The sequence below is a fragment of the Bacillus sp. Leaf49 genome (assembly GCF_001426125.1).
Classification (GTDB): domain Bacteria; phylum Bacillota; class Bacilli; order Bacillales; family Bacillaceae; genus Bacillus; species Bacillus altitudinis.
The window spans coordinates 1-24673 of sequence record NZ_LMRK01000012.1; the positions used below are offsets into that span (position 1 = coordinate 1).

23 protein-coding genes and 1 rRNA gene are annotated in these 24673 nt (G+C 39.6%); 13 read left to right on the top strand and 11 right to left on the bottom strand.

Annotated features, from left to right (window positions below; genetic code table 11):
- From ASG46_RS06795 to dnaA, 8 genes are all read right to left on the bottom strand, one after another.
- Window positions 1–81: ribosomal RNA gene (locus ASG46_RS06795) — 16S ribosomal RNA — on the bottom strand; the annotation flags it as partial.
- 363 nt (window positions 82–444) lie between these two features.
- The gene (gene gyrA, locus ASG46_RS06800) at window positions 445–2949 is read right to left on the bottom strand and encodes a DNA gyrase subunit A (RefSeq protein WP_046526899.1); all 2505 of its coding nucleotides are present in this window, start codon (window positions 2947–2949) and stop codon (window positions 445–447) included.
- A 233-nt stretch (window positions 2950–3182) separates the two neighbouring features.
- The gene (gene gyrB, locus ASG46_RS06805; protein WP_046526901.1) at window positions 3183–5099 is read right to left on the bottom strand and encodes a DNA topoisomerase (ATP-hydrolyzing) subunit B; all 1917 of its coding nucleotides are present in this window, start codon (window positions 5097–5099) and stop codon (window positions 3183–3185) included.
- Between the two features lie 57 nt (window positions 5100–5156).
- A complete protein-coding gene (gene remB / locus ASG46_RS06810; protein WP_008360920.1) occupies window positions 5157–5402 on the bottom strand; it encodes an extracellular matrix regulator RemB in 246 nt (81 codons plus the stop codon).
- A 17-nt stretch (window positions 5403–5419) separates the two neighbouring features.
- Complete coding sequence (gene recF, locus ASG46_RS06815; protein ID WP_056703803.1) at window positions 5420–6532, bottom strand: DNA replication/repair protein RecF; 1113 nt, start codon at window positions 6530–6532, stop codon at window positions 5420–5422.
- 16 nt (window positions 6533–6548) lie between these two features.
- On the bottom strand, window positions 6549–6764 hold the full coding sequence (gene yaaA, locus ASG46_RS06820) for a S4 domain-containing protein YaaA (RefSeq protein ID WP_008347598.1): 216 nt from the start codon (window positions 6762–6764) through the stop codon (window positions 6549–6551).
- Between the two features lie 150 nt (window positions 6765–6914).
- Window positions 6915–8051 carry a DNA polymerase III subunit beta gene (dnaN, locus tag ASG46_RS06825; RefSeq protein ID WP_008347596.1) on the bottom strand — a complete coding sequence of 379 codons (1137 nt, stop codon included), beginning with the start codon at window positions 8049–8051 and terminating at the stop codon, window positions 6915–6917.
- Window positions 8052–8249: 198 nt separating this feature from the next.
- On the bottom strand, window positions 8250–9590 hold the full coding sequence (gene dnaA / locus ASG46_RS06830; protein WP_008347594.1) for a chromosomal replication initiator protein DnaA: 1341 nt from the start codon (window positions 9588–9590) through the stop codon (window positions 8250–8252).
- A 619-nt stretch (window positions 9591–10209) separates the two neighbouring features.
- On the opposite strand from dnaA, the gene rpmH reads away from it, so the two are divergent.
- The 11 genes from rpmH to ASG46_RS06885 all read left to right on the top strand — a co-directional run bounded on the left by rpmH (window position 10210) and on the right by ASG46_RS06885 (window position 20550).
- Window positions 10210–10344, top strand: a complete 135-nt coding sequence (rpmH, locus tag ASG46_RS06835; RefSeq protein WP_008360908.1) for a 50S ribosomal protein L34 — start codon at window positions 10210–10212, stop codon at window positions 10342–10344.
- A 78-nt stretch (window positions 10345–10422) separates the two neighbouring features.
- The gene (gene rnpA, locus ASG46_RS06840) at window positions 10423–10782 is read left to right on the top strand and encodes a ribonuclease P protein component (RefSeq protein WP_035390150.1); all 360 of its coding nucleotides are present in this window, start codon (window positions 10423–10425) and stop codon (window positions 10780–10782) included.
- Between the two features lie 158 nt (window positions 10783–10940).
- Window positions 10941–11723 carry a YidC family membrane integrase SpoIIIJ gene (gene spoIIIJ, locus ASG46_RS06845; RefSeq protein ID WP_089374159.1) on the top strand — a complete coding sequence of 261 codons (783 nt, stop codon included), beginning with the start codon at window positions 10941–10943 and terminating at the stop codon, window positions 11721–11723.
- Entirely contained in the window at window positions 11720–12343 is a 624-nt protein-coding gene (gene jag, locus ASG46_RS06850) for an RNA-binding cell elongation regulator Jag/EloR (protein ID WP_056703806.1), read from the top strand. Before spoIIIJ ends, jag begins: the two co-directional genes overlap by 4 nt.
- 402 nt (window positions 12344–12745) lie before the next feature.
- Complete coding sequence (gene mnmE / locus ASG46_RS06855; protein WP_017359868.1) at window positions 12746–14125, top strand: tRNA uridine-5-carboxymethylaminomethyl(34) synthesis GTPase MnmE; 1380 nt, start codon at window positions 12746–12748, stop codon at window positions 14123–14125.
- Window positions 14126–14142: 17 nt separating this feature from the next.
- Complete coding sequence (gene mnmG / locus ASG46_RS06860; protein WP_017359869.1) at window positions 14143–16029, top strand: tRNA uridine-5-carboxymethylaminomethyl(34) synthesis enzyme MnmG; 1887 nt, start codon at window positions 14143–14145, stop codon at window positions 16027–16029.
- Between the two features lie 13 nt (window positions 16030–16042).
- Window positions 16043–16762 carry a 16S rRNA (guanine(527)-N(7))-methyltransferase RsmG gene (gene rsmG / locus ASG46_RS06865; protein ID WP_007497477.1) on the top strand — a complete coding sequence of 240 codons (720 nt, stop codon included), beginning with the start codon at window positions 16043–16045 and terminating at the stop codon, window positions 16760–16762.
- A gap of 105 nt (window positions 16763–16867) precedes the next feature.
- Window positions 16868–17743 carry a nucleoid occlusion protein gene (gene noc / locus ASG46_RS06870; protein WP_025208345.1) on the top strand — a complete coding sequence of 292 codons (876 nt, stop codon included), beginning with the start codon at window positions 16868–16870 and terminating at the stop codon, window positions 17741–17743.
- A gap of 128 nt (window positions 17744–17871) precedes the next feature.
- Window positions 17872–18705: a YiiX/YebB-like N1pC/P60 family cysteine hydrolase gene (locus ASG46_RS06875; RefSeq protein WP_052320951.1), complete on the top strand. Its 834-nt coding sequence runs from the start codon at window positions 17872–17874 to the stop codon at window positions 18703–18705.
- 236 nt (window positions 18706–18941) lie between these two features.
- Window positions 18942–19703: a sporulation initiation inhibitor protein Soj gene (soj, locus tag ASG46_RS06880; protein ID WP_008360890.1), complete on the top strand. Its 762-nt coding sequence runs from the start codon at window positions 18942–18944 to the stop codon at window positions 19701–19703.
- Complete coding sequence (locus ASG46_RS06885) at window positions 19696–20550, top strand: ParB/RepB/Spo0J family partition protein (RefSeq protein ID WP_017359871.1); 855 nt, start codon at window positions 19696–19698, stop codon at window positions 20548–20550. Before soj ends, ASG46_RS06885 begins: the two co-directional genes overlap by 8 nt.
- A 25-nt stretch (window positions 20551–20575) precedes the next feature.
- Here ASG46_RS06885 and yyaC read toward each other — a convergent pair whose 3' ends face one another.
- A complete protein-coding gene (gene yyaC, locus ASG46_RS06890) occupies window positions 20576–21202 on the bottom strand; it encodes a spore protease YyaC (protein ID WP_025208343.1) in 627 nt (208 codons plus the stop codon).
- Between the two features lie 72 nt (window positions 21203–21274).
- On the opposite strand from yyaC, the gene ASG46_RS06895 reads away from it, so the two are divergent.
- Window positions 21275–22330 carry a YkvI family membrane protein gene (locus tag ASG46_RS06895; protein WP_079919768.1) on the top strand — a complete coding sequence of 352 codons (1056 nt, stop codon included), beginning with the start codon at window positions 21275–21277 and terminating at the stop codon, window positions 22328–22330.
- Between the two features lie 25 nt (window positions 22331–22355).
- Here the strand turns inward: ASG46_RS06895 and ASG46_RS06900 are convergent, their stop codons facing one another.
- Both ASG46_RS06900 and ASG46_RS06905 read right to left on the bottom strand, forming a co-directional pair.
- Window positions 22356–22766 carry a hypothetical protein gene (locus ASG46_RS06900; protein WP_056703809.1) on the bottom strand — a complete coding sequence of 137 codons (411 nt, stop codon included), beginning with the start codon at window positions 22764–22766 and terminating at the stop codon, window positions 22356–22358.
- A gap of 15 nt (window positions 22767–22781) precedes the next feature.
- Window positions 22782–24101 carry a hypothetical protein gene (locus ASG46_RS06905; protein WP_056703812.1) on the bottom strand — a complete coding sequence of 440 codons (1320 nt, stop codon included), beginning with the start codon at window positions 24099–24101 and terminating at the stop codon, window positions 22782–22784.
- A gap of 294 nt (window positions 24102–24395) precedes the next feature.
- Here ASG46_RS06905 and ASG46_RS06910 point away from each other — a divergent pair, with 294 nt between their 5' ends.
- Window positions 24396–24602, top strand: coding sequence for a DUF951 domain-containing protein (locus ASG46_RS06910; RefSeq protein WP_008347561.1), 207 nt, complete (start codon window positions 24396–24398; stop codon window positions 24600–24602).
- Window positions 24603–24673 lie beyond the last annotated feature (71 nt).

Sequence of the window (24673 nt, forward strand, 5' to 3'; positions counted from 1 at the left end):
GCTCCCTTCTGTCCGCTCGACTTGCATGTATTAGGCACGCCGCCAGCGTTCGTCCTGAGCCAGGATCAAACTCTCCGAAAAAGTTCAAAACCGAAGTTTTGCTTTTCGCCAGTTTGACTGACTACCTATGATGTATCATAGGATTTTTTATAAAAACTCGAATTAACAGGTACGTTTTGTCTTGTTTAGTTTTCAAAGAACTTGTTTGTCACTCTCTCAAAGCGACCACTTAAATATATCATATATCTCTATCAATAGTCAACATTTTTCTTGAAAAACATTTTATTTTTTTAAGAAGTTTTTGTTATGAAAGAGATAAAAAATAGAGCCTCTTTTTGCTCCTTTGAAAGATTAACACATATCTATGAAAAAAGCATTATAAACTTCAAAAAAAATCATGTTTTTTCAAAAAAAAATAAAGCCGGTGAAAAACCGGCTTTATCTTTACTCAGATTGCTCTTGATCTGACTCTACATTTTCTACGTTTTCTTCACTATTCTCTTCATCGTCTTCTGGTGATTGTTCTACTAATGCCACTGTAGCGACATGTTCATCATCACCTAGACGGATCAGGCGGACACCTTGAGTGACTCGGCCTGTTGTGGAGATATCTGAAACGGCCATACGGATGATGACACCACTACCTGTAATAATCATCAAGTCTTCTTCAGCTTCAGCGTTAGTCGCCTTCACTGCAACAAGCGGACCGTTGTTGTCAGTGATCTTGCATGTTTTCAGACCTTTACCACCACGGCTTTGGACACGATATTCTTTTTCAGGCGTTAATTTACCATAACCTTTTTCAGTTACGATCAATACGTTTGCATCTGGCTCAAGGATTTCCATTCCAACGACGATGTCATCCTCAGAAAGTGTGATCCCTTTAACTCCAGCTGCTGTACGTCCCATTTCACGAACATCTGTCTCGTCGAAACGAATGAGCATTCCTTTTTTCGTTCCGATGATAATTTGTTTTTCACCATTGGTTAAACGAACAGCCATCAATTCATCTTCATCACGTAGGCTGAGTGCAATCAAACCGTTGTTACGGATGTTTGCAAATTGAGACAATGACGTTCGTTTCGATACACCGTGTCTTGTTGTAAAGAAGAGATACGAATCTTCATCAAATTCGCTGACTGGAATAATGGCGTTTATCCACTCTCCCTTTTCTACTTCAAGAAGGTTAATAATCGGAATCCCTTTTGCTGTTCGTCCGAATTCAGGGATCTCATAGCCCTTCGCTCGATAAACCTTCCCTTTATTAGAGAAGAAGAGAATCGTATCGTGCGTAGATGTTGAGATCAACTGTTCAACGAAATCATCTTCGTTGGTTCCCATTCCTTGTACACCTTTACCGCCTCTTTTTTGACTGCGGTATGTTGATGCAGGCAGGCGCTTAATATAACCATTATGAGTCAGTGTGATCACAATATTTTCAACAGGAATCAAATCTTCGTCTTCGATTGTTTCTATACCCGCTGTCACAATTTCTGTGCGGCGCGTATCATTGAAGCGTTCTTTGATTTCTGTTAATTCTTCTCTAATGATTTCTAGAACTTTCTCATTGTCTGCTAGAATGGCTTTCAATTCAGCAATCAAGTCAACAAGCCCTTTGTATTCATCTTCTATTTTCTCTCTTTCTAAACCAGTCAAACGCTGGAGTCGCATATCGAGAATGGCCTGTGCTTGTTTTTCAGACAAGCTATAGTTTTCCATCAAACCATTTCTTGCAATTTCAGCAGTTTGAGAGCCTCTAATTAAGGCAATGACCTCATCTAAGTGATCAAGCGCAATTCTTAAGCCTTCTAAAATATGAGCTCTTGCTTCCGCTTTACGCAATTCATACGCCGTTCTTCGACGAATGATCACTTTCTGATGCTCAAGGTAATATTCAAGACATTGTTTGAGAGATAACACTTTCGGCTGTCCATCAACAAGTGCAAGCAAGTTAATACCGAAGGACGTTTGAAGTGTCGTTTGTTTATAAAGATTGTTTAATAGAACATGGACGTTTGCGTCTCTTCGTAGTTCAATGACAATTCTCATTCCATTACGGTCAGATTCATCACGAAGATCTGTAATGCCATCAATCTTTTTATCACGGACAAGATCAGCGATTTTTTCGATCAAACGAGCTTTGTTAACCTGATAAGGAATCTCGTTGATGACAATGCGCTGCTTACCACTAGATGTTTCTTCGATATTTGACTTTGCACGTAATGTAATAGAGCCTCGTCCTGTTTCATACGCTTTACGAATACCACTTCGGCCAATGATTTGTCCCGCAGTTGGGAAGTCTGGACCTGGAATGATGTCCATTAGTTCCTGTGTCGTCATTTCAGGATTTTGACTAATCGCCAATACCCCATCAATCACTTCACCTAGTTGGTGAGGCGGGATATTCGTTGCCATCCCTACAGCGATTCCAGTTGCCCCGTTCACTAATAAGTTCGGGAACCTAGCAGGCATAACGACTGGCTCTCTTTCACTGCCATCGTAGTTATCTTGATAATCAATGGTGTCCTTTGTGATATCACGCAGGATCTCCATCGAAATTTTAGAAAGACGTGCCTCGGTATAACGCATGGCTGCTGCACCGTCTCCATCGACAGAACCAAAGTTCCCGTGCCCTTCAACCAGCATATTACGATAGTTGAAATCTTGCGCCATCCGAACCATCGCTTCATATACAGCGCTATCACCGTGAGGGTGGTACTTACCGATAACTTCCCCAACGATACGAGCAGATTTCTTAAATGGTTTATCACTTGTCATACCTAGGTCATTCATCGCATACAAAATTCTTCGATGCACGGGCTTCAATCCGTCTCGCACATCTGGTAATGCACGCGAAACAATAACACTCATTGCATAATCTAAAAAGGACGTACGCATTTCATGGCTAATATTCACTTCGCGTACATTTGGTGTATGTTGTTCACTCACTATAAGAACCTCCCTTTACGTATCACATGAAATAAATTATGTGGGAGTAAAATATGTATTTATCTTCACAAGACTATTCTCCATTATATCAATAATCTTGCCTTTATACACATTTATTTACTAGAAAATCAACGAAACGTAGAAAACCAGGACATTCGTTTCACGCCCCTGTTTCTTGAAAAACAACCTTATTCCAAACAAGAAATAAGGTTGCTCTCAAGGGGGATACCTATCTAAATATCAAGATTTTTTACGTATTGTGCATTTTCTTCGATAAAGTTACGTCTCGGCTCTACTTTATCTCCCATTAGCATTTCAAAAGTCTCATCAGCATCGATTGCATCCTCAAGTGTCACTTGAAGAAGTGTTCTCGCATCAGGATCCATTGTTGTTTCCCAAAGCTGAGTAGCATTCATCTCTCCAAGACCTTTATAACGCTGAAGTCCAGGTTTCGGTGTTTGAGGCAGTGTTTTTAACAGTTCATCTAGCTGTTTATCGTTATACACGTATTCAACACGCTTTCCTTGCTGCACTTTATATAAAGGCGGCTGTGCGATATACACATAACCGTTTTCAATGATTTCACGCATGTAGCGATAGAAGAATGTTAGGAGTAGCGTCCGAATATGCGCTCCATCAACATCAGCATCAGTCATGATCACAATTTTGTGATAACGTGCTTTCTCTAAAGTGAAGTCTTCTCCGATTCCAGTCCCTAGCGCTGTAATCATTGAACGAACCTCGTTGTTAGATAAAATTTTATCTAGTCGTGCTTTTTCAACGTTTAGGATCTTCCCTCTTAACGGTAAGATCGCTTGGAAATGTCGATCACGACCTTGCTTAGCAGATCCGCCCGCAGAGTCTCCCTCTACGATATAAAGCTCAGAGATGGATGGATCTTTAGAAGAACAGTCTGCCAGTTTCCCAGGCAAGCTAGAGACTTCCAGTGCACTTTTACGTCTTGTCAACTCACGTGCCTTTTTGGCAGCCATTCTTGCACGAGCTGCCATCACACCTTTCTCCACAATTTTCTTTGCAGCATCAGGGTTCTCTAAGAGGAATTTCTCAAGTGCTTCGGAGAAGAGGGAGTCGGTAATGGTTCTTGCTTCTGAGTTACCGAGCTTTGTCTTCGTTTGTCCTTCGAATTGAGGGTCTGGATGTTTGATAGAGATAATGGCTGTCAAGCCTTCTCGTACATCTTCTCCGCTCAAATTCGAGTCTCCATCTTTGAATACGCCATTTTTACGAGCATAATCATTGATGACACGCGTCAGACCGGTTTTAAAGCCAGCTTCGTGTGATCCGCCTTCATATGTGTTGATGTTGTTGGCGAAAGAATAAATATTGCTTGTATAGGAATCGTTGTATTGCAGTGCAACTTCAACGGTGATTCCGTCTTTTTCACCCTCGATGTAAACTGGTTCTTCATGAACGACTTCCTTCGAGCGATTCAAATGTTCTACATAGCTCTTAATACCGCCTTCATAGCAGTATTCGTTTCTTCGCTCTTTGCCTTCACGTAAGTCTTCAATGATGATGTTGACGCCTTTTGTTAAGAAAGCTAACTCACGTACACGGTTAGCAAGTGTTTCGTAATCAAATTCAATGGTTTCAGTGAAAATTTCTGGATCTGGCACAAAATGAGTGGTTGTCCCTGTTACATCTGTTTCACCAATGATCTCTAAATCTCCAACTGGAACACCGCGTTTGAATTGTTGATAATGAATTTTTCCATCACGGTATACGGTCACGTCTAAGGTCGTAGATAACGCATTAACAACAGATGCCCCTACACCGTGCAGACCGCCAGATACTTTATAACCGCTGCCGTCAAATTTACCACCAGCGTGAAGAACCGTCATAATCACTTCTACAGCAGGACGTCCCATTTTTTCGTGAATCCCAACAGGAATTCCGCGGCCGTTATCTTTCACTGTGATGCTATTATCTTTTTCAATTTGCACTGTAATGTCTGTACAATAACCAGCTAAAGCCTCATCAATACTGTTGTCGACAATTTCCCATACAAGATGGTGAAGTCCTTTTGCACTGGTTGACCCAATGTACATTCCTGGACGTTTTCTAACCGCTTCTAGTCCTTCGAGCACCTGTATCTGATTTTCATCATAACTATTATGTTGCTGTTCCATTGCCACGTACATTCACCTACACTTTTCTTAAACGATATATTTATATGAATTGAGCTTTTAGACTTCAATTTCAATCACAAATGAAGCACGTTTTTTGAGCGTGCTTGAGGAAAGAGGAGAGTAATACACGGATTCAGTTGTGACGACGATGGATTTGGGTGTCCCTTGTGACAACGAAATGATTTGTTCTTCTTGTTTTTGAAGAAATTCCTCTACAACAGAAGATGACCTCATTTTGTAATCAACAATTGCGACAATCTCTCGTGTAGAAACAACACAATCATCACCTAAATGAATATACAAGACTCACACCTCATTTATCAGTCAATTACTTTTCCACTGGCTACTCTGAAAATTTCCGCTTCTTTCAGGGTGTCGTGGTCGATGCCTTCAACACTCGTAGTGGTGACAAAGGTCTGTACACGTCCCTGAATGGTATGGAGCAAATGAGACTGTCTGTAATCATCAAGTTCAGATAAAACATCATCGAGTAGAAGAATTGGGTATTCACCGATTTCTTCATGAATCAGATCAATTTCTGCCAGCTTTAGTGAAAGAGCTGTTGTTCTTTGCTGCCCTTGAGAGCCATATGTCTGAACATCCCGACCATTCACAAAGAAAAGAAGATCATCTCTGTGAGGCCCCCATAGCGTCACCCCTCGGTCTATTTCTCTGTCTCTTAGTTTCTGAAACGATTCTTCATAGCTATTTTTTATTTTCGACAAGTCTGACGCTTCTGATACCTCTATGGCCGTCTGGTATTGGAGCGTGAGCGTTTCCAGCTCTCTTGAAATCCCAAAATGCAGCGGCTGCGCCCATTTTTCGAGCTGTTTCGTAAAAGTCAGTCGTCTTTTGACAACCTTCGCTGCCGCATCAATCAACTGCTCTGTTAAAATCTCCAGCATCGCTTGATCCGTTTGCTTTCTTGTTTGCAATTGTTTCAAGTAATGATTTCGCTGAGTGAGGATTTTTTGATAGAGCGATAAATCATGCAAGTAGACAGCAGACACTTGTCCAATCTCCATGTCGAGGAATCTTCTGCGGATTTGCGGGCTACCTTTCACAAGGCTGAGATCCTCTGGTGCAAACATGATGGTGTTCAAGGCACCAACATAATGACTGAGTTTCTGTTGTTCAATGTGATTGACCTTGCCCTTTTTTCCTTTTTTTGAGATTACGAGCTGCATGGGGAGTGGACCATTTTTTTTGATGACTCTACCTTCTATTTTAGCATAGTCTTCGTCCCATCGGATAAGTTCTTTATCATTTGACGTACGATGAGACTTTGCCATCGACAATACATAGATCGCTTCCATCAGGTTCGTTTTACCTTGGGCGTTCTCACCAATCATCACATTCACCTTATTGTCGAATTGAAGCTCGGTGTGTTCATAGTTTCGGTATGAAGTTAACGCCAGACTTTGAATGTACATGTATTGTCACCCGTTTCTAATTCACAACTTGAAATGTGCCGTGACCTTCTATCTCGACAACATCACCTGGGTATAATTTGCGTCCCCGTCTATTATCTGGCTCTTGATTGATGAACACCTCATGTTCACTTAAAAACCACTTCGCCATTCCACCAGATTGAATGACTTCGGCTAATTTCAAAAACTGCCCTAATGTAATCATTTCTGTTTCAATCGTTATCAGATTAGGCATTGTATCGACCTCTTTCAATATCACTAATATCTAATTGTACTAAAAAACAAGACAAGAAGGAAAGGGGGAAAGCGAACTGGGATGAAAGAAAGCTGAGGAAATGAGGAAAAAAGCTGCTGTGCGCTCACACAGCAGCCATTTTAGACCAAATTAATACGTTCTAACTGGAAGAATCAATTGCAAAATGGAATCATCATTTGGCGTGCGTAATAGGAATGGTCTCATTGCGCCAGTGAAACTGACATGAATCTCTGTTCCCTCTAATACTTTTAAAGCATCAAGCATATATTTCGGACTGAAAGAGATTTTGAGATCCTCCCCTTTAATGTCATCTGCTTGCACCGTTTCAACTACTTTACCGATTTCAGGCGAATTAGAAGAAATTTCAAGGCTTTGCGCAGGATCAGCAGAAAGCTTCACAACGTTGTTACGCCCTTCTCTTGCTAAAAGTGACGCGCGATCAATCGCTTGAAGGAATTCTTTCGTATTCACTACTACATCCGTTTTACTTTCTTGCGGAATGAGGCGAGCTGTATCTGGGTAATTACCATCCAGCAATCTTGAGAAGAACAGCACGTTCTGTGCTTTAAAGAGAACCTGTGTCTCCGTAATGACGATGCTCACAAGATCTTGTCCATCATCAAGAATTTTACTTAGCTCTGTTAAACTCTTTCCAGGAATGACCACATTGTACGAGCTTTCCTCGTTAATATCCAACTTCGCTTTTCTTAAAGCAAGACGATGGCTATCCGTTGCTGTGCATATTAATTCACCTTTTTCAACCTTCCAGTTTACACCTGTCAAGATAGGTCGTGTTTCTGAGGTGGACACTGCGAAAACCGTTTGACGGATAAGATTTTTAAGCAAATCTGTTGGAATTTGAAAAGCATGATGCTCTTCAATTTGTGGCAGATGCGGATATTCTTCAGCATCTAAGCCGTTTAAATTAAATTCTGCTGAACCAGAGCGGATGATGGTCAGATGATTTTGTTCTACCTCAATTTCGACAGTAGACATAGGCAGTTTCTTAACGATTTCGCTAAAGAATCGGGCTTGCAGCACAATACTTCCTGGTCGATCAATTGTAATGACTTCTAAATCTCCATCTCTTTGAGGAATAAAAGATTCGATTGAGATATCAGAATCGCTCCCTGTGAGAGAAACCCCTTCGTCAGATGCAACAATTTTAATCCCTGTCAAAATAGGAATCGTTGTTCTAGAGGATACGGCCTTTAATACATCTTGGACACTTTCAACAAGACGATCTTTTTGAATCGTGAATTTCATAGTGGTCCTCCTAATTTTTCTTAATGACATGTATATATATATTTATTTAATAAAAATCGTAGAAGTACTAGTAGGGCTTGTGAATATGTGGATAAGTCAGTAGAAAGAAAGGAAAGACAGCCTATCCACATGTGGACAGACTGTGTATGACTATGCTCTAGTTATTCACATTTTCCCGTACTTATCTTATCAGCTTGATTATTTTAGTTGTTCTTTGATCTCTTTGACATGCTGCTGAAGCTGTTCATCTTCAACGATTAATTTTGAAATTTTCTCATGAGCATGAATGACGGTCGTATGATCTCGTCCACCAAATTCTTCTCCGATTTTAGGTAGAGAGGAATCTGTCATTTCTCTAGAGAGATACATCGCAATTTGTCTTGGATAAGCAACTGATTTCGTACGTTTCTTCGCTTTGAAATCTTCTAATCGAATATTAAATTGCTGCCCTACAATTCTTTGAATATCTTTAATTGTAATTACCTTAGGTTTTGATGAAGGAATGATGTCCTTTAGGGCTTCAGCTGCTAGATCAGCATTGATGTCTTTATTGATTAAAGAAGAGTAAGCAACAACACGAATCAAAGCACCTTCCAGTTCCCGAATGTTGCTGTCGATTTGATTGGCAATATAAAGCATGACTTCATTCGGAATGTCTAAACCTTCTGCTTTTGCTTTTTTACGTAAGATCGCAATACGCGTTTCTAGATCTGGCGGGGTAATGTCTGTAATTAAGCCCCATTCGAATCGAGAGCGTAATCTGTCTTCAAGTGTCGGAATTTCCTTTGGCGGCCGGTCACTAGAAATGACGATTTGCTTACTTTCTTCGTGAAGTGTGTTGAATGTATGGAAAAACTCTTCTTGTGTTTGTTCTTTTCCTGCTAGAAATTGAATATCATCTATCAAAAGCACATCTACATTCCGATAGCGATTACGGAAATCGACTGCTTTGTTGTCTCGGATTGAGTTGATAAATTCATTTGTAAATTTTTCAGATGATAGATAGACCACTTTGGCTGATGGATTATGGTCGATGACGTAATGACCGATCGCATGCATTAAGTGAGTCTTTCCTAAACCAACGCCCCCATAAATAAAAAGCGGGTTATATGCTTTTGCTGGTGCTTCTGCGACTGCAAGTGAAGCGGCATGAGCAAAACGGTTGCCTGAACCAATAACAAAAGTATCAAATGTATATTTTGGATTCAGCATATTTTGTGGAATTTCAACGGGTTCTTCTTTCGACATTTTTTTGATTGGAGATTTTGGCATGGCTTCCTCTTCGTCCTGATTTTGAGGAATGATAAATTTGATGCTGAGCTCTTCGCCTGTCAGTTCATAGATGGTATCTGCAATTAAGTGAAGGTATCTTGACTCGAGCCAGTCTCTTGCAAATTCATTAGGTGCAGTAATAGTCAGCGTATCTCCTTGAAGAGAATGGGCTTTAGTGGACTTCATCCATGTTTCAAAACTAGGTTTGCTCAATTTTGTCTCTATTTTTTGAAGTGCTTTATTCCACAGATCCAAAATATTTTCCATAAGGCTTCTCCCCCCTCCTTTTCTTTTTAAAATGACCAGTATCAAACTGTTATAGAACACGAAAAAGAGCAAATGGTCATCACCATTCGTGCACATACTTTGTTGAAAACAATTAATATAGTAGAAAAACGTCTTTTCGACAAATTACACAGGTTGTGGATAAACAATTCAACAAGCTGTGTAATAACTTTCCACAGGTTATCCACAAATTGTGGATAAGATAAATAGGCCAGATAAGTAATTAAGAGTTAAAACACAAATATAATATCAAAATAAACAAGATGGTGCAATGGGTGTCACAAACTTATCCACACACTTTACATCCTGTTGAAAAATAATTATCCACATAGGTTATTTGTGTGAAAAAAATGTCGATAATGGATGTGGATAGTCAAAATATGCCGGGAAAATATCCACAACCTTGTTTTGAAGGTTTTTTTGAAGGAAAAAAGAATAAAATGCTGGAAACTAAAAAAGAAGGTTTCTTCACTTGATAACTTGTGTTATGCTTATAAGGTTGATAATAAGAGTTTTATCATTGATATTGACAATCGATGGGTTACACAAATATAATGAGTTAGACTGTCTTAAACAGCTATTCCTCAGGGAGGTGTCATAAATGAAAAGAACGTTTCAACCAAATAACCGTAAGCGTAGTAAAGTTCATGGCTTCCGCAGCCGTATGAGTTCTAAAAACGGACGTCTAGTTTTAAAGCGACGCCGCAGCAAAGGTAGAAAAAAATTATCAGCTTAGGCCACTGAATAATGTCAGTGGTCTTTTTTACATAAAATCGTAAATGAACTGTCAGTTTTTATCGGAGTGGAAGAAAACATGAAGAAGCGAAACAGGCTAAAAAAAAATGAAGAGTTTCAAACAGTGTTCAAAAAAGGTCAATCAATGGCTAATCGCCAATTCGTCATTTATCAGCTGGACCAACCAGATCAAGAAGAACTGCGTTTAGGATTGTCTGTCAGTAAGAAGATAGGTAATGCAGTGATAAGAAACCGGATTAAACGATTGATCCGTCAGGTGTTCTTAGAGGAAGGTCATAAGCTAAAGCAAGAAAAAGACTACATTGTTATCGCACGAAAACCAGCAAGCGAATTGACCTTTGAAGAAACAAAGAAGTCTCTCCAGCATTTATTTAGAAAATCCGCTGTTTATCAACAACAACCGAAAAAGTCTTCGTAATAGAAACTTTCGTTGAATCAATTTTTAAAAGCGCTTCCTTCATCTAGTGAATTAAAATGAAACCACCACTTTGTAATGAAAAAATGTTACCATACTGATTAGGTGAGTCACTTTCGTAATCAATTCCAACTTAAATAAAGTTTGAAGTAATGGGAGGAATCTTGTTGAAAAGGCGATTATTACTAATATTTAGCTTGATTGGCGTGTTGGTTCTATTGGCAGGATGTACACAAATCAATGAACCAATCACATCAGATAGTAAGGGATTCTGGAATTCTTACATTGTATACCCGCTATCTCAATTAATCACTTACATGGCAAACTTAACTGGTGAAAACTATGGTGTAGCGATTATTATTGTAACTCTTTTGATTCGTTTGCTCATTTTACCATTAATGATTAAACAGTTAAGAAGTACAAAAGCAATGCAAGCACTTCAGCCAGAACTAAAGAAGCTTCGTGAAAAATATAGCTCAAAAGATCAAAAAACACAGCAGCAGCTTCAACAGGAAACAATGGCTCTTTTCCAAAAGAATGGTGTAAATCCATTAGCAGGGTGTTTCCCAATCTTAATTCAAATGCCAATCTTAATTGGTTTTTATCATGCGATCATGAGAACAGCTGAAATCAAGAAGCATACTTTCTTATGGTTTGACTTAGGCAGTCCAGATCCATTATTCCTGCTACCGATTATTGCAGGTGTAGCTACTTTTATTCAGCAGAAGCTAATGATGGCTGGAAATCCTTCGGACAACCCTCAAATGGCGATTATGCTTTGGGTGATGCCAATTATGATCATTGTATTTGCAATCAGTTTCCCAGCGGCACTTTCACTGTACTGGGTTGTAGGTAACATTTTCATGATCATTCAAACGTTGGTCATTAAAACACCTCAAGTAAAAGTTGATACAAAAGAAAAAGCTGGCGGGAACAAAAAATGAAGGAAATAACTGCTGTCGGTCGCACAGTCGAAGAAGCAGTAGATTCCGGACTGAAACAAATTCAACTACTACAAGAAGAAGTGGATATCACAATAGTAGATGAAGGAAATAAAGGTTTTTTAGGATTATTTGGTAAAAGACAAGCTGTTGTCAAGTTAGTAGAAAAGCGAGATGCGCTCAAATTAGCAACACAGTATTTAGATAAAATTGTTAAATCAATTGATCCTAAAGCAAACATTGTTTCGAAAAAAGAAACGAAAAAGATCTCTTTTCACATTGATGGAGACAAAACTTCATTAATGATTGGAAAAAGAGGACAAACACTGTACTCTTTAGAAACCTTGGTGCAGTTAGTGTTTAATCGTTATTCTGATCAATATCATCATATTACAATTGATATTGGAGATTATAGGAAGAAACGACAAGAAGCACTTGAACAATACGCAATCAAAACGGCAAATCGTGTTTTAAAAACGAAGATAAAGGTTCATTTAGAACCGATGCCTTCGAATGAACGAAAAGTCGTTCATGATACGATTGCAGCATTTTCTAAAGAACTTGCCACGGCATCCGAAGATACAGGCAGCAAGCGTCATGTTGTGGTGATGTATAAAAAATAGCAGAAAGGCTAAGATTCAGCAAAGCTGGATTTTAGTCTTTTTTTATTGAAAAATTACCTTTTAATAGTAGATTAATCCTTTATTTCTAAAAAGTTAGTGTGTTATTTAAATCGAAAACGTCATTTTCCCTTAGTTGCAAAGGGAGAAGGACGTTTTAATTTATTGGATTTAGGTGTAAGATGTGAAGACAAGTTTAGAACGTCGTTATTCACATGTGGATAAGTTAAGTGTTAAAATAGACAGGGTGCAAAACTGTGGATAATTAAATGTGGGCTACTTTCGCTTCGCATGCATTTGTGGTATCTTTAAATTTTGGATTAAGCGTTTTTGATATAGAGATGGACAACGTCCATTTAATAGATATAAGACTGTCTATTGAATAGAGAAAGAGGTGAATGAGCGGTGGATACAATTGCAGCAATTTCTACACCAATGGGTGAAGGGGCAATTGCCATTATACGTTTAAGCGGGCCTGATGCAGTTCAAATTGCTGATCGCATGTATAAGGGGCCTAAGGAGAAAAAACTTGTATCAGTGGATTCTCATACAATTCATTATGGTCATATTGTAGATTCAAGTACCGAGCAAGTGATAGAAGAGGTCATGGTGTCTGTATTAAGAGCGCCAAAAACATTTACGAGAGAAGACGTTATTGAGATCAACTGCCATGGCGGAATTGTCACGGTCAATAAAGTCTTGCAGCTTGCTTTAAAAGAAGGAGCGAGATTAGCGGAGCCAGGTGAGTTTACAAAACGTGCTTTCCTAAATGGAAGAATCGACTTGTCACAAGCAGAAGCCGTAATGGACTTGATTCGTGCAAAAACTGACCGTGCGATGAATGTCGCAATGACTCAAATGGAGGGACGTCTCTCCGGTTTGATTAAACGTCTTCGTGGTGAGATATTGGAGACACTTGCCCATGTAGAAGTGAATATTGATTATCCAGAGTATGACGATGTTGAAGAAATGACACATCGAGTCTTAGTTGAGAAGGCGACATCTGTGAAAAAGGAAATTGAATCGCTTCTAACGACTTCACAGCAGGGGAAAATCCTACGTGAGGGCTTATCTACTGTTATTATTGGAAGGCCAAATGTTGGGAAGTCTTCCTTATTAAATAGTCTTGTTCAGGAAACAAAGGCGATTGTGACCGATATTCCTGGAACAACCAGAGATGTCATCGAGGAATATGTGAATGTAAGAGGAGTACCGCTCCGTTTAGTAGATACTGCGGGTATACGTGAGACTGAAGACATTGTTGAGCGTATTGGGGTCGAACGATCAAGACAGGTCTTAAAAGAAGCTGACCTGATTTTACTTGTGCTCAATTATAGTGAAGAGTTATCTGAGGAAGATATTAAGCTATTTGAGGCTGTCTCAGGTATGGATATTATTGTGATTGTCAATAAGACTGATCTTGAGCCTAAACTTGATGTAGAAAAAGTAAAAGAGTTAGCGAAAGATCGTCCAGTCGTGACAACATCTTTATTGCAAGAAAAAGGGATTGATGAGCTTGAAATGGCTATTCAATCATTATTCTTCACTGGCTCAATTGAAAGTGGAGATTTAACGTATGTGAGCAATACTAGGCATATTGCGCTCCTTCAAGAAGCAAAACAATCGATTGAGGATGCTCTAGAAGGAATTGAAATGGATGTACCGATCGACATTGTTCAAATAGATTTAACACGCTGTTGGGAGCAGCTAGGTGAAATTATTGGGGATGCTGTTCATGAAAGCTTAATTGATCAGTTATTCTCTCAATTCTGTTTAGGAAAGTAAAGGGAGGAACAAAAGAAATGGGTTATGAAGCTGGCCAATATGATGTAATCGTCGTCGGTGCCGGTCATGCTGGTGTTGAGGCTGCTCTTGCTTCTGCAAGACAGGGCGCCAAAACACTTGTATTGACCATCAATCTCGATATGGTTGCTTTTATGCCATGTAATCCGTCCGTAGGAGGTCCCGCTAAAGGGATTGTCGTCAGAGAAATTGATGCGCTAGGCGGAGAAATGGCACGAAATATAGATAAGACACATATTCAAATGCGTATGCTGAATACTGGGAAAGGACCTGCTGTCCGTGCGTTAAGAGCGCAAGCAGATAAGTTTCAATATCAGCACGAAATGAAAAAAACAATGGAAAATGAACCAAACCTAACAATGCTGCAAGGGATGGTAGACCATTTAATTGTAGAAGATGATGAATGTAAAGGTGTTGTGACTCAAACAGGTGCAAATTATCGCGCGAAGTCTGTTGTTCTAACGACTGGTACTTTCTTAAAAGGCCGCATTATTTTAGGGGATCTTTCTTATTCAAGCGGTCCTAATAATCAGCAGCCTTCCATTAAATTATCGGATCATCTAGCAGAATTAGGATTCGATTTGGTTCGCTTTAAAACTGGGACACCACCTCGAGTAAACAGCCACTCGATTGATTATAGTAAGACGGAAATTCAACCAGGTGACGATGTGCCACGTGCGTTTTCTTATGAAACTGTGGAATATATTACAGATCAATTACCATGCTGGTTAACATACACGAGTTTAGAAACTCATCAAATTATTGATGAGAATCTTCACCGTTCTCCTATGTATTCAGGTATGATTAAAGGAACAGGTCCTAGATACTGCCCGTCCATTGAGGATAAGGTGGTTCGTTTTAATGATAAACCGAGACATCAAATTTTCTTAGAGCCAGAAGGCCGTAATACGCAAGAAGTGTATGTTCAAGGTTTATCTACAAGTCTGCCAGAGGATGTACAGCAGCGAATGCTGTCAACCATTCCAGGGCTTGAAAATGTACAAATGATGCGAGCGGGTTATGCCATTGAGTATGATGCGATTGTGCCTACACAATTGTGGCCGACACTTGAGACGAAGAAAATTTCTGGATTATATACAGCTGGCCAAATTAATGGTACCTCTGGTTATGAGGAAGCTGCAGGTCAAGGAATTATGGCAGGTATCAATGCAGGAAGAAAAGCATTGGGTAAAGAAGAAGTCATTTTAAGCCGATCTGATGCATATATCGGTGTTCTCATTGATGATCTTGTCACGAAGGGTACAAATGAACCTTACCGTCTTTTAACTTCTCGTGCAGAGTACCGCTTACTTCTGCGTCATGACAATGCTGATTTAAGATTAACGGAACTTGGATATAACATTGGTTTAATTTCTGAAGAGAGATTCCAAGCATTCACACAGAAAAAAGAGGCTATTGAAGCAGAGAAAAAACGTTTATATTCTGTCATTATTAAACCTACAGCAGAGACACAGGAATATATCCGTTCTCTTGGTGGAAGTGAATTGAAGGACGGTATTCGCGCTAGTGATCTGATGAAGCGTCCAGAGATGAACTATGAATCTGTTGTGAAACTAGCTCCTGCTGACACACAGCTTCCTGCTGATGTGTGTGAACAGGTAGAGATTCAAATTAAATATGAAGGTTATATTGAAAAGTCGCTCCAACAAGTTGAAAAGCTGAAAAAGATGGAAAACAAAAAGATTCCGGATCGAATCGATTATGATGCCATCAAAGGGATTGCAACTGAAGCGAAGCAAAAGCTAAAAGAAGTCCGACCGCTTTCTGTTGCACAGGCTTCTCGTATTTCAGGCGTTAACCCTGCTGATATTTCTATCCTTTTAGTGTATTTGGAGCAGGGACGTATTGCGAAGATAGCAGAGTAGAAAGGATGTCGGCATGAACATTGAACAATTTACAGCAGCACTAGAGGAGAAAGGGATCACTCTTTCTCCAGTGCAGCTTGAACAATTTGAAACTTACTTCCATATGCTTGTAGAATGGAACGAGAAGATGAATTTAACGTCCATTACAGAAAAGGAAGAAGTATATTTAAAGCATTTTTATGACTCGATATCAGCAGCATTTTTTATTGATTTTCACAATGTGACAACAATTTGTGATATTGGAGCTGGTGCTGGTTTTCCAAGCATTCCTCTTAAAATTTGTTTCCCTCATCTACATGTGACCATTGTTGATTCTCTCCAGAAACGCATTACGTTTCTCAATGAGTTAGCAAAAGGGTTAAACTTACAAGATACTACTTTTTATCATGATCGTGCGGAGACCTTTGGACAACGTAAAGATCAACGTGAAAGCTATGACCTTGTCACCGCTAGAGCAGTTGCGCGCTTATCTGTCTTGAGCGAACTATGCCTGCCTCTTGTGAAAAAGGAAGGTTTGTTTGTTGCATTAAAAGCATCTGCTGCAGATGAAGAGATGCAAGCAGGAAAAAAAGCCGTTACTGTCCTCGGAGGAGAGGTTGTTGAAAAGCATTCCTTTGTTCTTCCTTTAGAAGAAAGCGAACGGAACATCATTGTCATTGAAAAGAAAAAACAAACACCAAAAAAATATCCTAGAAAACCAGGAACACCTAATAAATCACCAATAGAGGGTTGATCATGTAAAAGGTCGGTTTTTCTTCAATATTTATGATTTTACAGAAGGAAAAAACATGAGAAAATAGAATTATAAAAAGGTAGTTTTTAAAGGTGGTGTAGGTTCATGAAGCATTCACTCTCACGCTTCTTCGGGCTTGGTGACAAAGAACATCCTGAGCGTGATACCGAAATAGAGGCAGAGATTGCTGAGCATGAAACATTAAAGGAAGAGATACAGGAGCTCCCGGTCGACACAATTATGCCTAACCGTTTTCAGCCACGCACCATTTTTTCAGAAGAAAAGATACAAGAGCTGGCCACAACCATTCATACCCATGGCATTATTCAACCGATTGTTGTTAGACCAACAGAAGAAGAAGGAAAATATGAACTGATCGCCGGCGAAAGACGTTGGAGAGCGGTACAAACTCTTCAATGGGAGAAGATCCCCGCTATTATAAAAGATTTTACTGATACGGAAACGGCATCTGTGGCATTGATTGAAAATTTGCAAAGAGAAGAGCTGTCTTCAATTGAAGAGGCTCATGCTTATGCACGTCTTTTAGAGCTTCATGATTTAACGCAAGAAGCGCTTGCTCAGCGTTTAGGTAAGGGACAATCGACTGTTGCAAACAAACTAAGACTTTTAAAGTTGCCTGAAGAGGTACAGCAAGCCATTTTGGAGAAAAAAATCTCTGAGAGGCATGCCCGTTCACTTGTACCTCTAAAGTTGCCAGAATTACAGATCACGCTGTTGCAGGAAATCATCGAAAAGCAGCTGAATGTGAAACAGACTGAAGAGCGTGTAGTGAAGATGCTTGAACAAAAAACAGATCGCAAACCGAAGCCGAAACGTAAGGCATTTAGCCGAGATACGCGAATTGCGATGAATACCATTCGTCAGTCTCTCCACATGGTAGAAGACAGCGGACTTAAAATAAATACCGAGGAAGAAGAATTTGAGGAATATATCCAATTAACGATTCGAATTCCTAAATAGAAAGAAGCTGATGAGCATTACTCGTCAGCTTTTTTGTCTCTCTCTCCCTTCAATTCATGATATTTACTTATTATTAATTAATTGGTAAAATATGATTTTCATAGTAGAAGGGAGGTGACATGTAACCGATGAAAATGAAAAAGACTATTTTTGCTATTATCTGTTATTTACTAATCTCTTTTTCTCTTTTTTCAAATGAAACGACTGTGTTTGCTGTGAGCACGTCAACGAATCATGATACTCATTCAGCGGAAGAAACGATTACGAAAGAAGAACTGAGTACTCTGAAGAAACAAGGTGTAGTTTCGACAGATGTAACGGTTCAACAATTAAATCAAGAGCAAGCGTCTCAGGACGATGCGATCGATGTGATCACAGCTGATGATGATTTGGAGAACTATGGTTTAAGGCAAAACAAACAGGATGAAATGGTAACAGATGAAAGTCCGAATACCATTCGCCATCTTTTTGGTAAACCGTATCCTGGAACCGATATTATGCCTCAAAAAGGGGATATATTGGTGACGAGCACTGGTGCTTTGAATGGTTTAATTGGTCATGCAGGCATCGTCATTAATGAGAAAAGCTATGCATCCATTCCTGGGTTCCGGCAGCATCCAAATATTGATTCGATTCAAAGCTGGTTTCGCTATAGTGCCAATACAAAGGTGATTCGGATTAATCATCAGGAAAAGGCAGATTTAGCAGGGGATTGGGCGCATGATTACGTGAAAGACCATCCGAAGGCTCGATATTCGATCACTATGTCTATTCAATCCTTGGACCCTACTTATTGTTCAAAGATTGTATGGCAGGCTTACGCGAAAACCGGGGACGCTGTTGGACATGCGACATTTACCATTAAAGCACCCTATGGGTTTTTGAAAAAGAAGAACTATAAAACAGTGACACCTAAAGTCATTGTAAGTGAAGGCCGAAAAATTGGCGGGCTAAACTTTTGATTGTATCTCCCTCACTTTTATAAAAGTGGGGGTTTTTTGTCTCGTTATTTTCTTCAAAAAGATATATTAATATACTTTTAAAACGTATTTTTATGCATCTATCCATGTACGGAAACACAGATTCATTCACGAATTTATAGTGGAGAAACAAAAAAAGCAAACGTTTCATACTTTTTTTGATAGAATAGGAAGTATGAATCAATGAGAAACTTGTTAAGTTGAAAGTGGGTGACATCGTGGGGAAAATCATAGCGATTACCAACCAGAAGGGCGGCGTTGGGAAGACGACAACTTCTGTTAATTTGGGTGCGTGTTTAGCATACATAGGAAAACGAGTGTTGTTAGTTGATATTGATCCGCAGGGAAATGCCACGAGTGGTATTGGGATTGAGAAGGCCGATGTAGAGAAGTGCGTGTACGATATTTTAGTAGACGATGCAGATGTACTTGATGTGATTAAGACGACAGAGGTCGAAAATCTTGATGTCATTCCTGCGACGATACAGCTTGCAGGGGCGGAAATTGAGCTTGTGCCTACGATCTCACGTGAAGTGAGGCTGAAAAGAGCACTTGAATCTGTGAAGCAAAATTATGATTATATGATTATTGACTGCCCGCCATCACTTGGATTACTGACGATTAATGCGTTAACTGCATCCGATTCTGTTTTAATACCGGTTCAGTGTGAATATTATGCGCTTGAAGGATTGAGTCAATTGTTGAATACGGTTCGTCTTGTGCAGAAACATCTAAATACCGACCTTGCCATTGAAGGTGTCTTACTGACAATGCTGGATGCAAGAACAAATCTTGGAATCCAAGTCATCGAAGAAGTAAAAAAATACTTTAGAGATAAAGTCTATCAGACCGTGATTCCGAGAAATGTGAGACTAAGTGAAGCGCCTAGTCATGGGAAACCTATTATCTTGTATGATCCACGTTCAAGAGGTGCAGATGTCTATTTAGACTTAGCAAAGGAAGTGGATGCGAATGGCTAAAGGTCTTGGAAAGGGTATTAATGCGCTATTTAACAATGTGGATTCCAATGAAGAAACTGTCGAAGAAATTAAGTTGAAGGATTTGCGTCCGAACCCTTATCAGCCGAGGAAAACGTTTGATGATGATGCATTGTCTGATCTCAAGGAATCGATTCAGCAGCATGGTGTTTTACAGCCGATTATTGTTCGTAAATCGATTAAAGGATATGACATTGTCGCAGGAGAACGCCGTTTCCGTGCAGCACAACAAGCTGGTTTGACAACGATTCCTGCGATCGTCAGGGAATTTTCAGAAACACTGATGAGGGAGATCGCTCTTTTAGAAAACTTACAGCGCGAGGATTTATCTCCATTAGAGGAAGCGGAAGCCTATGCCTCCTTACTAGATCACTTAAGTGTGACTCAAGAGGAATTAGCCAAGCGGTTAGGAAAAAGCAGACCGCATATTGCGAACCACCTTCGTCTATTAACATTACCAGATGAAGTACAAAAGCTGATTGCGGATGGAACATTATCCATGGGACATGGACGCACGCTGCTTAGTTTGAAAAACAAAAAGAAGCTGGCGCCATTAGTAAAGAAGGTCGTGGACGAAGGATTGAATGTCCGTCAGGTTGAGAAACTTGTTCAGCAATTAAATGAAAATGTTCCACGTGAAACAAAGAAAAAAGAAGCACCAAAGGATCGCATGTTGAAAGAAAGAGAATCTTTCTTACAAAATTACTTTGGTACTTCAGTGACGATCAAGAAACAGAAGAAAAAAGGGAAAATTGAGATTGAATTTCTCTCAAATGAAGATTTAGAAAGAATCCTTGAATTGCTTTCTACGAGAGAATCATCGGAATGACCATCTTGATATGAGATGGTCTTTTTTATATTCTTCCCGTGATATTTTGAATAGGGGTGAAAAGAGAACGGCTTTTTTCTCTCGTCCAATCCATTTGATCAATGTGGGATAGACTTTCAGAAAGTGTATTGGCCATAGACATTACAAGATGAAGACGTGTGTTTTGGAGAACGAAGTATTCCATAAAACCGCTCACGTTGACGATTCCATTAATATGAATATTACCTACTTCTGGCAGCTCTTTTTGCACACCTGCACCGGGCTTTAACGGTCCTTCTCCAATTTGAAACGATCCTACACTTTTCACTCTACCTAAACAGGCATCAACGGCTACGATAAATGGGTGTTTATGAGCTTGTTCAATTTCAGCGAGCTTTTCCTTTAAATTGACCGCATGCACTGGGTCAGAGAGAGTGCCGTATACATGCAGCTTTTTTAAATCAAGACTTGAAAGCTTTGTTCCTACAAGTGGACCTAGAGAGTCACCGGTTGAGCGGTCTGTTCCTATGCAGACGATGGCAACGGGTCTTTTTCCTGCTTTCTGAAGATGCGAGAATAAAATACTTTTAAGCTGCTGAATGGCATTTGTATCCGTATGGGACACGTATTCTTTCACCCTATTTCTTAAAAAAAGACCGTTCTTGCTATTCATAGGTCTCACTTCCTTGTCATAGTAGTTAGTAACAGTATACGGAAACAAGCTTAATTCTATACCTATGAGGTGATGATTGTGTGGAAGGCTGGTTCAAGGTGGACGCTTTTAATTTTAGGAAGCTTGATAGGAGCGGGATATGCCTCTGGTCAAGAAATTTGGCAGTTTTTTGGCCTTGATAGCGGACTAGCCATTCTACTGTTTACGCTCATGTTTATGCTGTCGACCTATGTGGTGTTAAAAATCAGTTATGAGGTGCGTGCTGATCATTTTGTGCCGGTGTTAGAGCGTCTTGTAGGTCCTTGGCTGGCCAAGGTGTATGATATTTTAATTGTTCTTTATCTATTCACGACAACAACAGTCATGATTGCCGGTGGCGGGGTGACACTTGAGATGTATCATGTGCCATTTTGGGTTGGAATCGGTGCATTTTGTTTATTCTCATTTATGATTTTTTTCTGGGATGTGAAAGGGCTCTTATCTGTGAATGCCTTCATTATACCAATTTTGGTGGCGGGGCTCATCTATGCGTTTGTTTTTTATTATATGAATCATGATCATATGTGGAGAATTGATTTTGGCCAGCAATACAATTGGCCTGCCAGTATCGTCTTTGCTTCTTTAAATATATTATCTGTTGTGGCGGTGCTATCTTCAGTGGGGAAAGAAATGAAGGGGCTTGGAGAGGCCAAGGTTGCAAGTATATTAAGCGGTTTGATTTTTGGTGTCATTTCTTATGTGTATAACGAAATACTAGTTGATATTTCTGGGAGTCTTTCAGCAGAAGGGATTCCTTTGTTTACAGTATTAGAGGGGGCACCAACATCATTGTTTGTGTTTATGACCATTGTTCTTTGTTTAGCGATTTATACAACAACTGCTGCGGGATTATTTGGTTTATCCAGCCGCATGCTCTCTTTTGTACGAATGCCCCGCTGGTTCATTGTATTCATCATGCTTCTTTTGATGGCACCTTTAACCTCTCTTGGATTTGCTGATTTAATTGCTTTCTTGTATCCGATTTACAGCTTGCTCAATCTTTATTTGCTTGTCTGTTTAATGCTGTATCCGATTTTAAGTAAAAAGATATTTTTCCGTTCTAAAAATTATACTGATAAAATAAAATAAACACCTCTCTTTCAAAGAGAAGTGCTTATTTTATCCGAATGGAATCAATCGCTTCCTTGATATCGTCATATACAGGCATGTACTGGAGACGCTGCATGCGTTCCTCTATTTCTGAGATGGCTTGTCCCTTTAAATGCTGGGATACATGCTGTTTGACAATGGTTGTCTGGTTCATCATGTCTTCTGTTTTGGATAATTGGTACTCCAAGTGCATGCGGGTATTTGCCAATTCGTCGTGAAGCCGCATTTTCAGCAATCGCTTTAAATCTTTTCGTTGTCCTTCTCTGCGCATGGCCTGAATAGCGGCAATTTCTTCAGGTGATTGCGATTGTGTTTGTGGTGCAGATTGACTTTCGAATACAGACATGGAGCGGCGGGCACTCACATTTTGCAAGAAACGCTGGGCGTCACTAGGAGGTTTATTTTGATTGATCATATGGCGACTCCTTTCTTAACGAATACCCATTTGCATCGCAAGGCGTCTATCTGCCTTGGCATAGTCATCACCCATTGTGTACATATGTCTTGAAAGGGTGGAAAGTTCTTGTTCGTAGTCTCTCAAGGTGTACAAGGCATTCAGTTGTTTTTCATGAGAATAAAAGGTTGATTGCGGCTGCTCCATCCTTACTTCCTCTAACAGTGCTTCTACATCGCTATGGGTTAATAAATCATAGTGACCGAAGCCGACAAGTCCTTTCAGTTCTTGTTTTACATGATGGACGGCATCTTTTACACTATCATCAATTCCATCTATTTTCTCAAATACAGTGTGTACTTCATGTTCAATAATACTTTGTAGATCATACGATGAATTTTTTAGTAAATGGGATTTTATGATAATTTCAAGCCCGTTTTGTGCATATGCACGGCCTGAATGGATTTCTTGTAAAAGCATCGCTGTAAAACTTGTATTGTGATCAAGCTGTTCATCTAAAATACGAGCGGTTCCATTCGGATGGAATGAATACCCATTTACTTTAAATTCTCCTGAAACGAGAGCTAAAAATGCATTTGTATCAAACGATTCGTTCCACTCTATATTCATTGATGCAAAAGCTGATCTTAAAAAGGTGTCAATTTCTCTTGGTTTATATTTTATGGATTCTTGGACCGATCCCTGCTCCCGGGGCGGTACGGTGTACTTGACTTGTCCAACTCCATGATCATGGCGATTGAGTAATCCTACATAATGATTGGGTTGAATATATTCCGTGAGAACATGGTTATATTTTCCTTCTACTGCTTTTTGCTGAATGGAAGGTGCCAGGCTGCTCCATATATTTGGGCTATCGAATGTGATGGCTTTTTTGACAGCTGGCTGTTCTGTCGCAATGTAAGCACAAACAGCACCGGCAAGCGCTTGTCCAGTGAGATAGATGGTTGCATTCGGGTGCTTCTGACAGACGTCCTTGATGTATTCCTTCCCTTTAAAAAAGACATGATCTTGTTTCCCGGCTAAGGATTTTCTTTCAATGGGGTAGGCATAATCCGTTTTTAACAATGATTGGGTAGCCGTTTGAACATCTTGTGTCGATGTCACCGTCATTTGTTTTGGCAGAGGACAGTGAAACGCGACAATGAACTCATCTGACTGTTCCTGCTGCATCGTTAAACCATATAATTGATGATCTATTTTTAGAAAATCGTTGACAGTGAGCGTATGCTGACCTACTTCTATCGTATGGTTCTGCTGGTAATTCTCTGCGTTTCCAGCGTGATCGGATATGATTTTATAATCTTTGTCGGTTAATCTATCCTTTCGATTGACCATCGTACCTGCTCCCTCACATAACATTTATGCAGATATCATAAATCAAAAAATATGGAAAAACCACAGCGTTCTACCAATAAAAACCTTTTGACCTACAGTGTTTGTGACAATATTGAAAAAAAGCGGAGTTTAAGTAACTATTGGTCACAAATAAAATGATCTAAAAGAAGGGTTTTTTCTATAAAAAAGAACGGGATTGATACATGACAGCGGCTCTTTATTTTGTGCATTGCTCTCTATCGGCATTTTTTTGTACAATAGATTTAATGAAGTGAGCAAGAGAGGTGAATGCTGATGGCAGACAAAGCATTTGGGTTACATGACGTCGTTGAAATGAAAAAACCCCATCCATGTGGTGCCAATCGGTGGAAAGTCATTCGTTTGGGCATGGATATTCGTATTAAATGCGAAGGGTGCGGGCACAGCGTGATGATCCCAAGAAGAGATTTTGAACGAAAAATGAAGAAAATTCTCGTCAAGCATGAGGAGCCAACTGCTTAAGTAGGCCTCATGCTTTTTTGATGAAATTTGTCTTTTGTTCAGAGAAACAGATGCAATTTCTTATTTTAAAG

Excerpts from the sequence above, each read along its gene's own strand:
- gyrB (WP_046526901.1), bottom strand. The coding sequence starts at position 5,099 with ATGGAACAGCAACATAATAGTTATGATGAAAATCAGATACAGGTGCTC.
- recF (WP_056703803.1), bottom strand. The coding sequence starts at position 6,532 with ATGTACATTCAAAGTCTGGCGTTAACTTCATACCGAAACTATGAACAC.
- yaaA (WP_008347598.1), bottom strand. The coding sequence starts at position 6,764 with ATGCCTAATCTGATAACGATTGAAACAGAAATGATTACATTAGGGCAG.
- dnaN (WP_008347596.1), bottom strand. The coding sequence starts at position 8,051 with ATGAAATTCACGATTCAAAAAGATCGTCTTGTTGAAAGTGTCCAAGAT.
- dnaA (WP_008347594.1), bottom strand. The coding sequence starts at position 9,590 with ATGGAAAATATTTTGGATCTGTGGAATAAAGCACTTCAAAAAATAGAG.
- rpmH (WP_008360908.1), top strand. The coding sequence starts at position 10,210 with ATGAAAAGAACGTTTCAACCAAATAACCGTAAGCGTAGTAAAGTTCAT.
- rnpA (WP_035390150.1), top strand. The coding sequence starts at position 10,423 with ATGAAGAAGCGAAACAGGCTAAAAAAAAATGAAGAGTTTCAAACAGTG.
- jag (WP_056703806.1), top strand. The coding sequence starts at position 11,720 with ATGAAGGAAATAACTGCTGTCGGTCGCACAGTCGAAGAAGCAGTAGAT.
- mnmG (WP_017359869.1), top strand. The coding sequence starts at position 14,143 with ATGGGTTATGAAGCTGGCCAATATGATGTAATCGTCGTCGGTGCCGGT.
- rsmG (WP_007497477.1), top strand. The coding sequence starts at position 16,043 with ATGAACATTGAACAATTTACAGCAGCACTAGAGGAGAAAGGGATCACT.
- noc (WP_025208345.1), top strand. The coding sequence starts at position 16,868 with ATGAAGCATTCACTCTCACGCTTCTTCGGGCTTGGTGACAAAGAACAT.
- ASG46_RS06875 (WP_052320951.1), top strand. The coding sequence starts at position 17,872 with ATGAAAATGAAAAAGACTATTTTTGCTATTATCTGTTATTTACTAATC.
- ASG46_RS06885 (WP_017359871.1), top strand. The coding sequence starts at position 19,696 with ATGGCTAAAGGTCTTGGAAAGGGTATTAATGCGCTATTTAACAATGTG.
- yyaC (WP_025208343.1), bottom strand. The coding sequence starts at position 21,202 with ATGAATAGCAAGAACGGTCTTTTTTTAAGAAATAGGGTGAAAGAATAC.
- ASG46_RS06895 (WP_079919768.1), top strand. The coding sequence starts at position 21,275 with ATGATTGTGTGGAAGGCTGGTTCAAGGTGGACGCTTTTAATTTTAGGA.
- ASG46_RS06900 (WP_056703809.1), bottom strand. The coding sequence starts at position 22,766 with ATGATCAATCAAAATAAACCTCCTAGTGACGCCCAGCGTTTCTTGCAA.
- ASG46_RS06905 (WP_056703812.1), bottom strand. The coding sequence starts at position 24,101 with ATGGTCAATCGAAAGGATAGATTAACCGACAAAGATTATAAAATCATA.
- ASG46_RS06910 (WP_008347561.1), top strand. The coding sequence starts at position 24,396 with ATGGCAGACAAAGCATTTGGGTTACATGACGTCGTTGAAATGAAAAAA.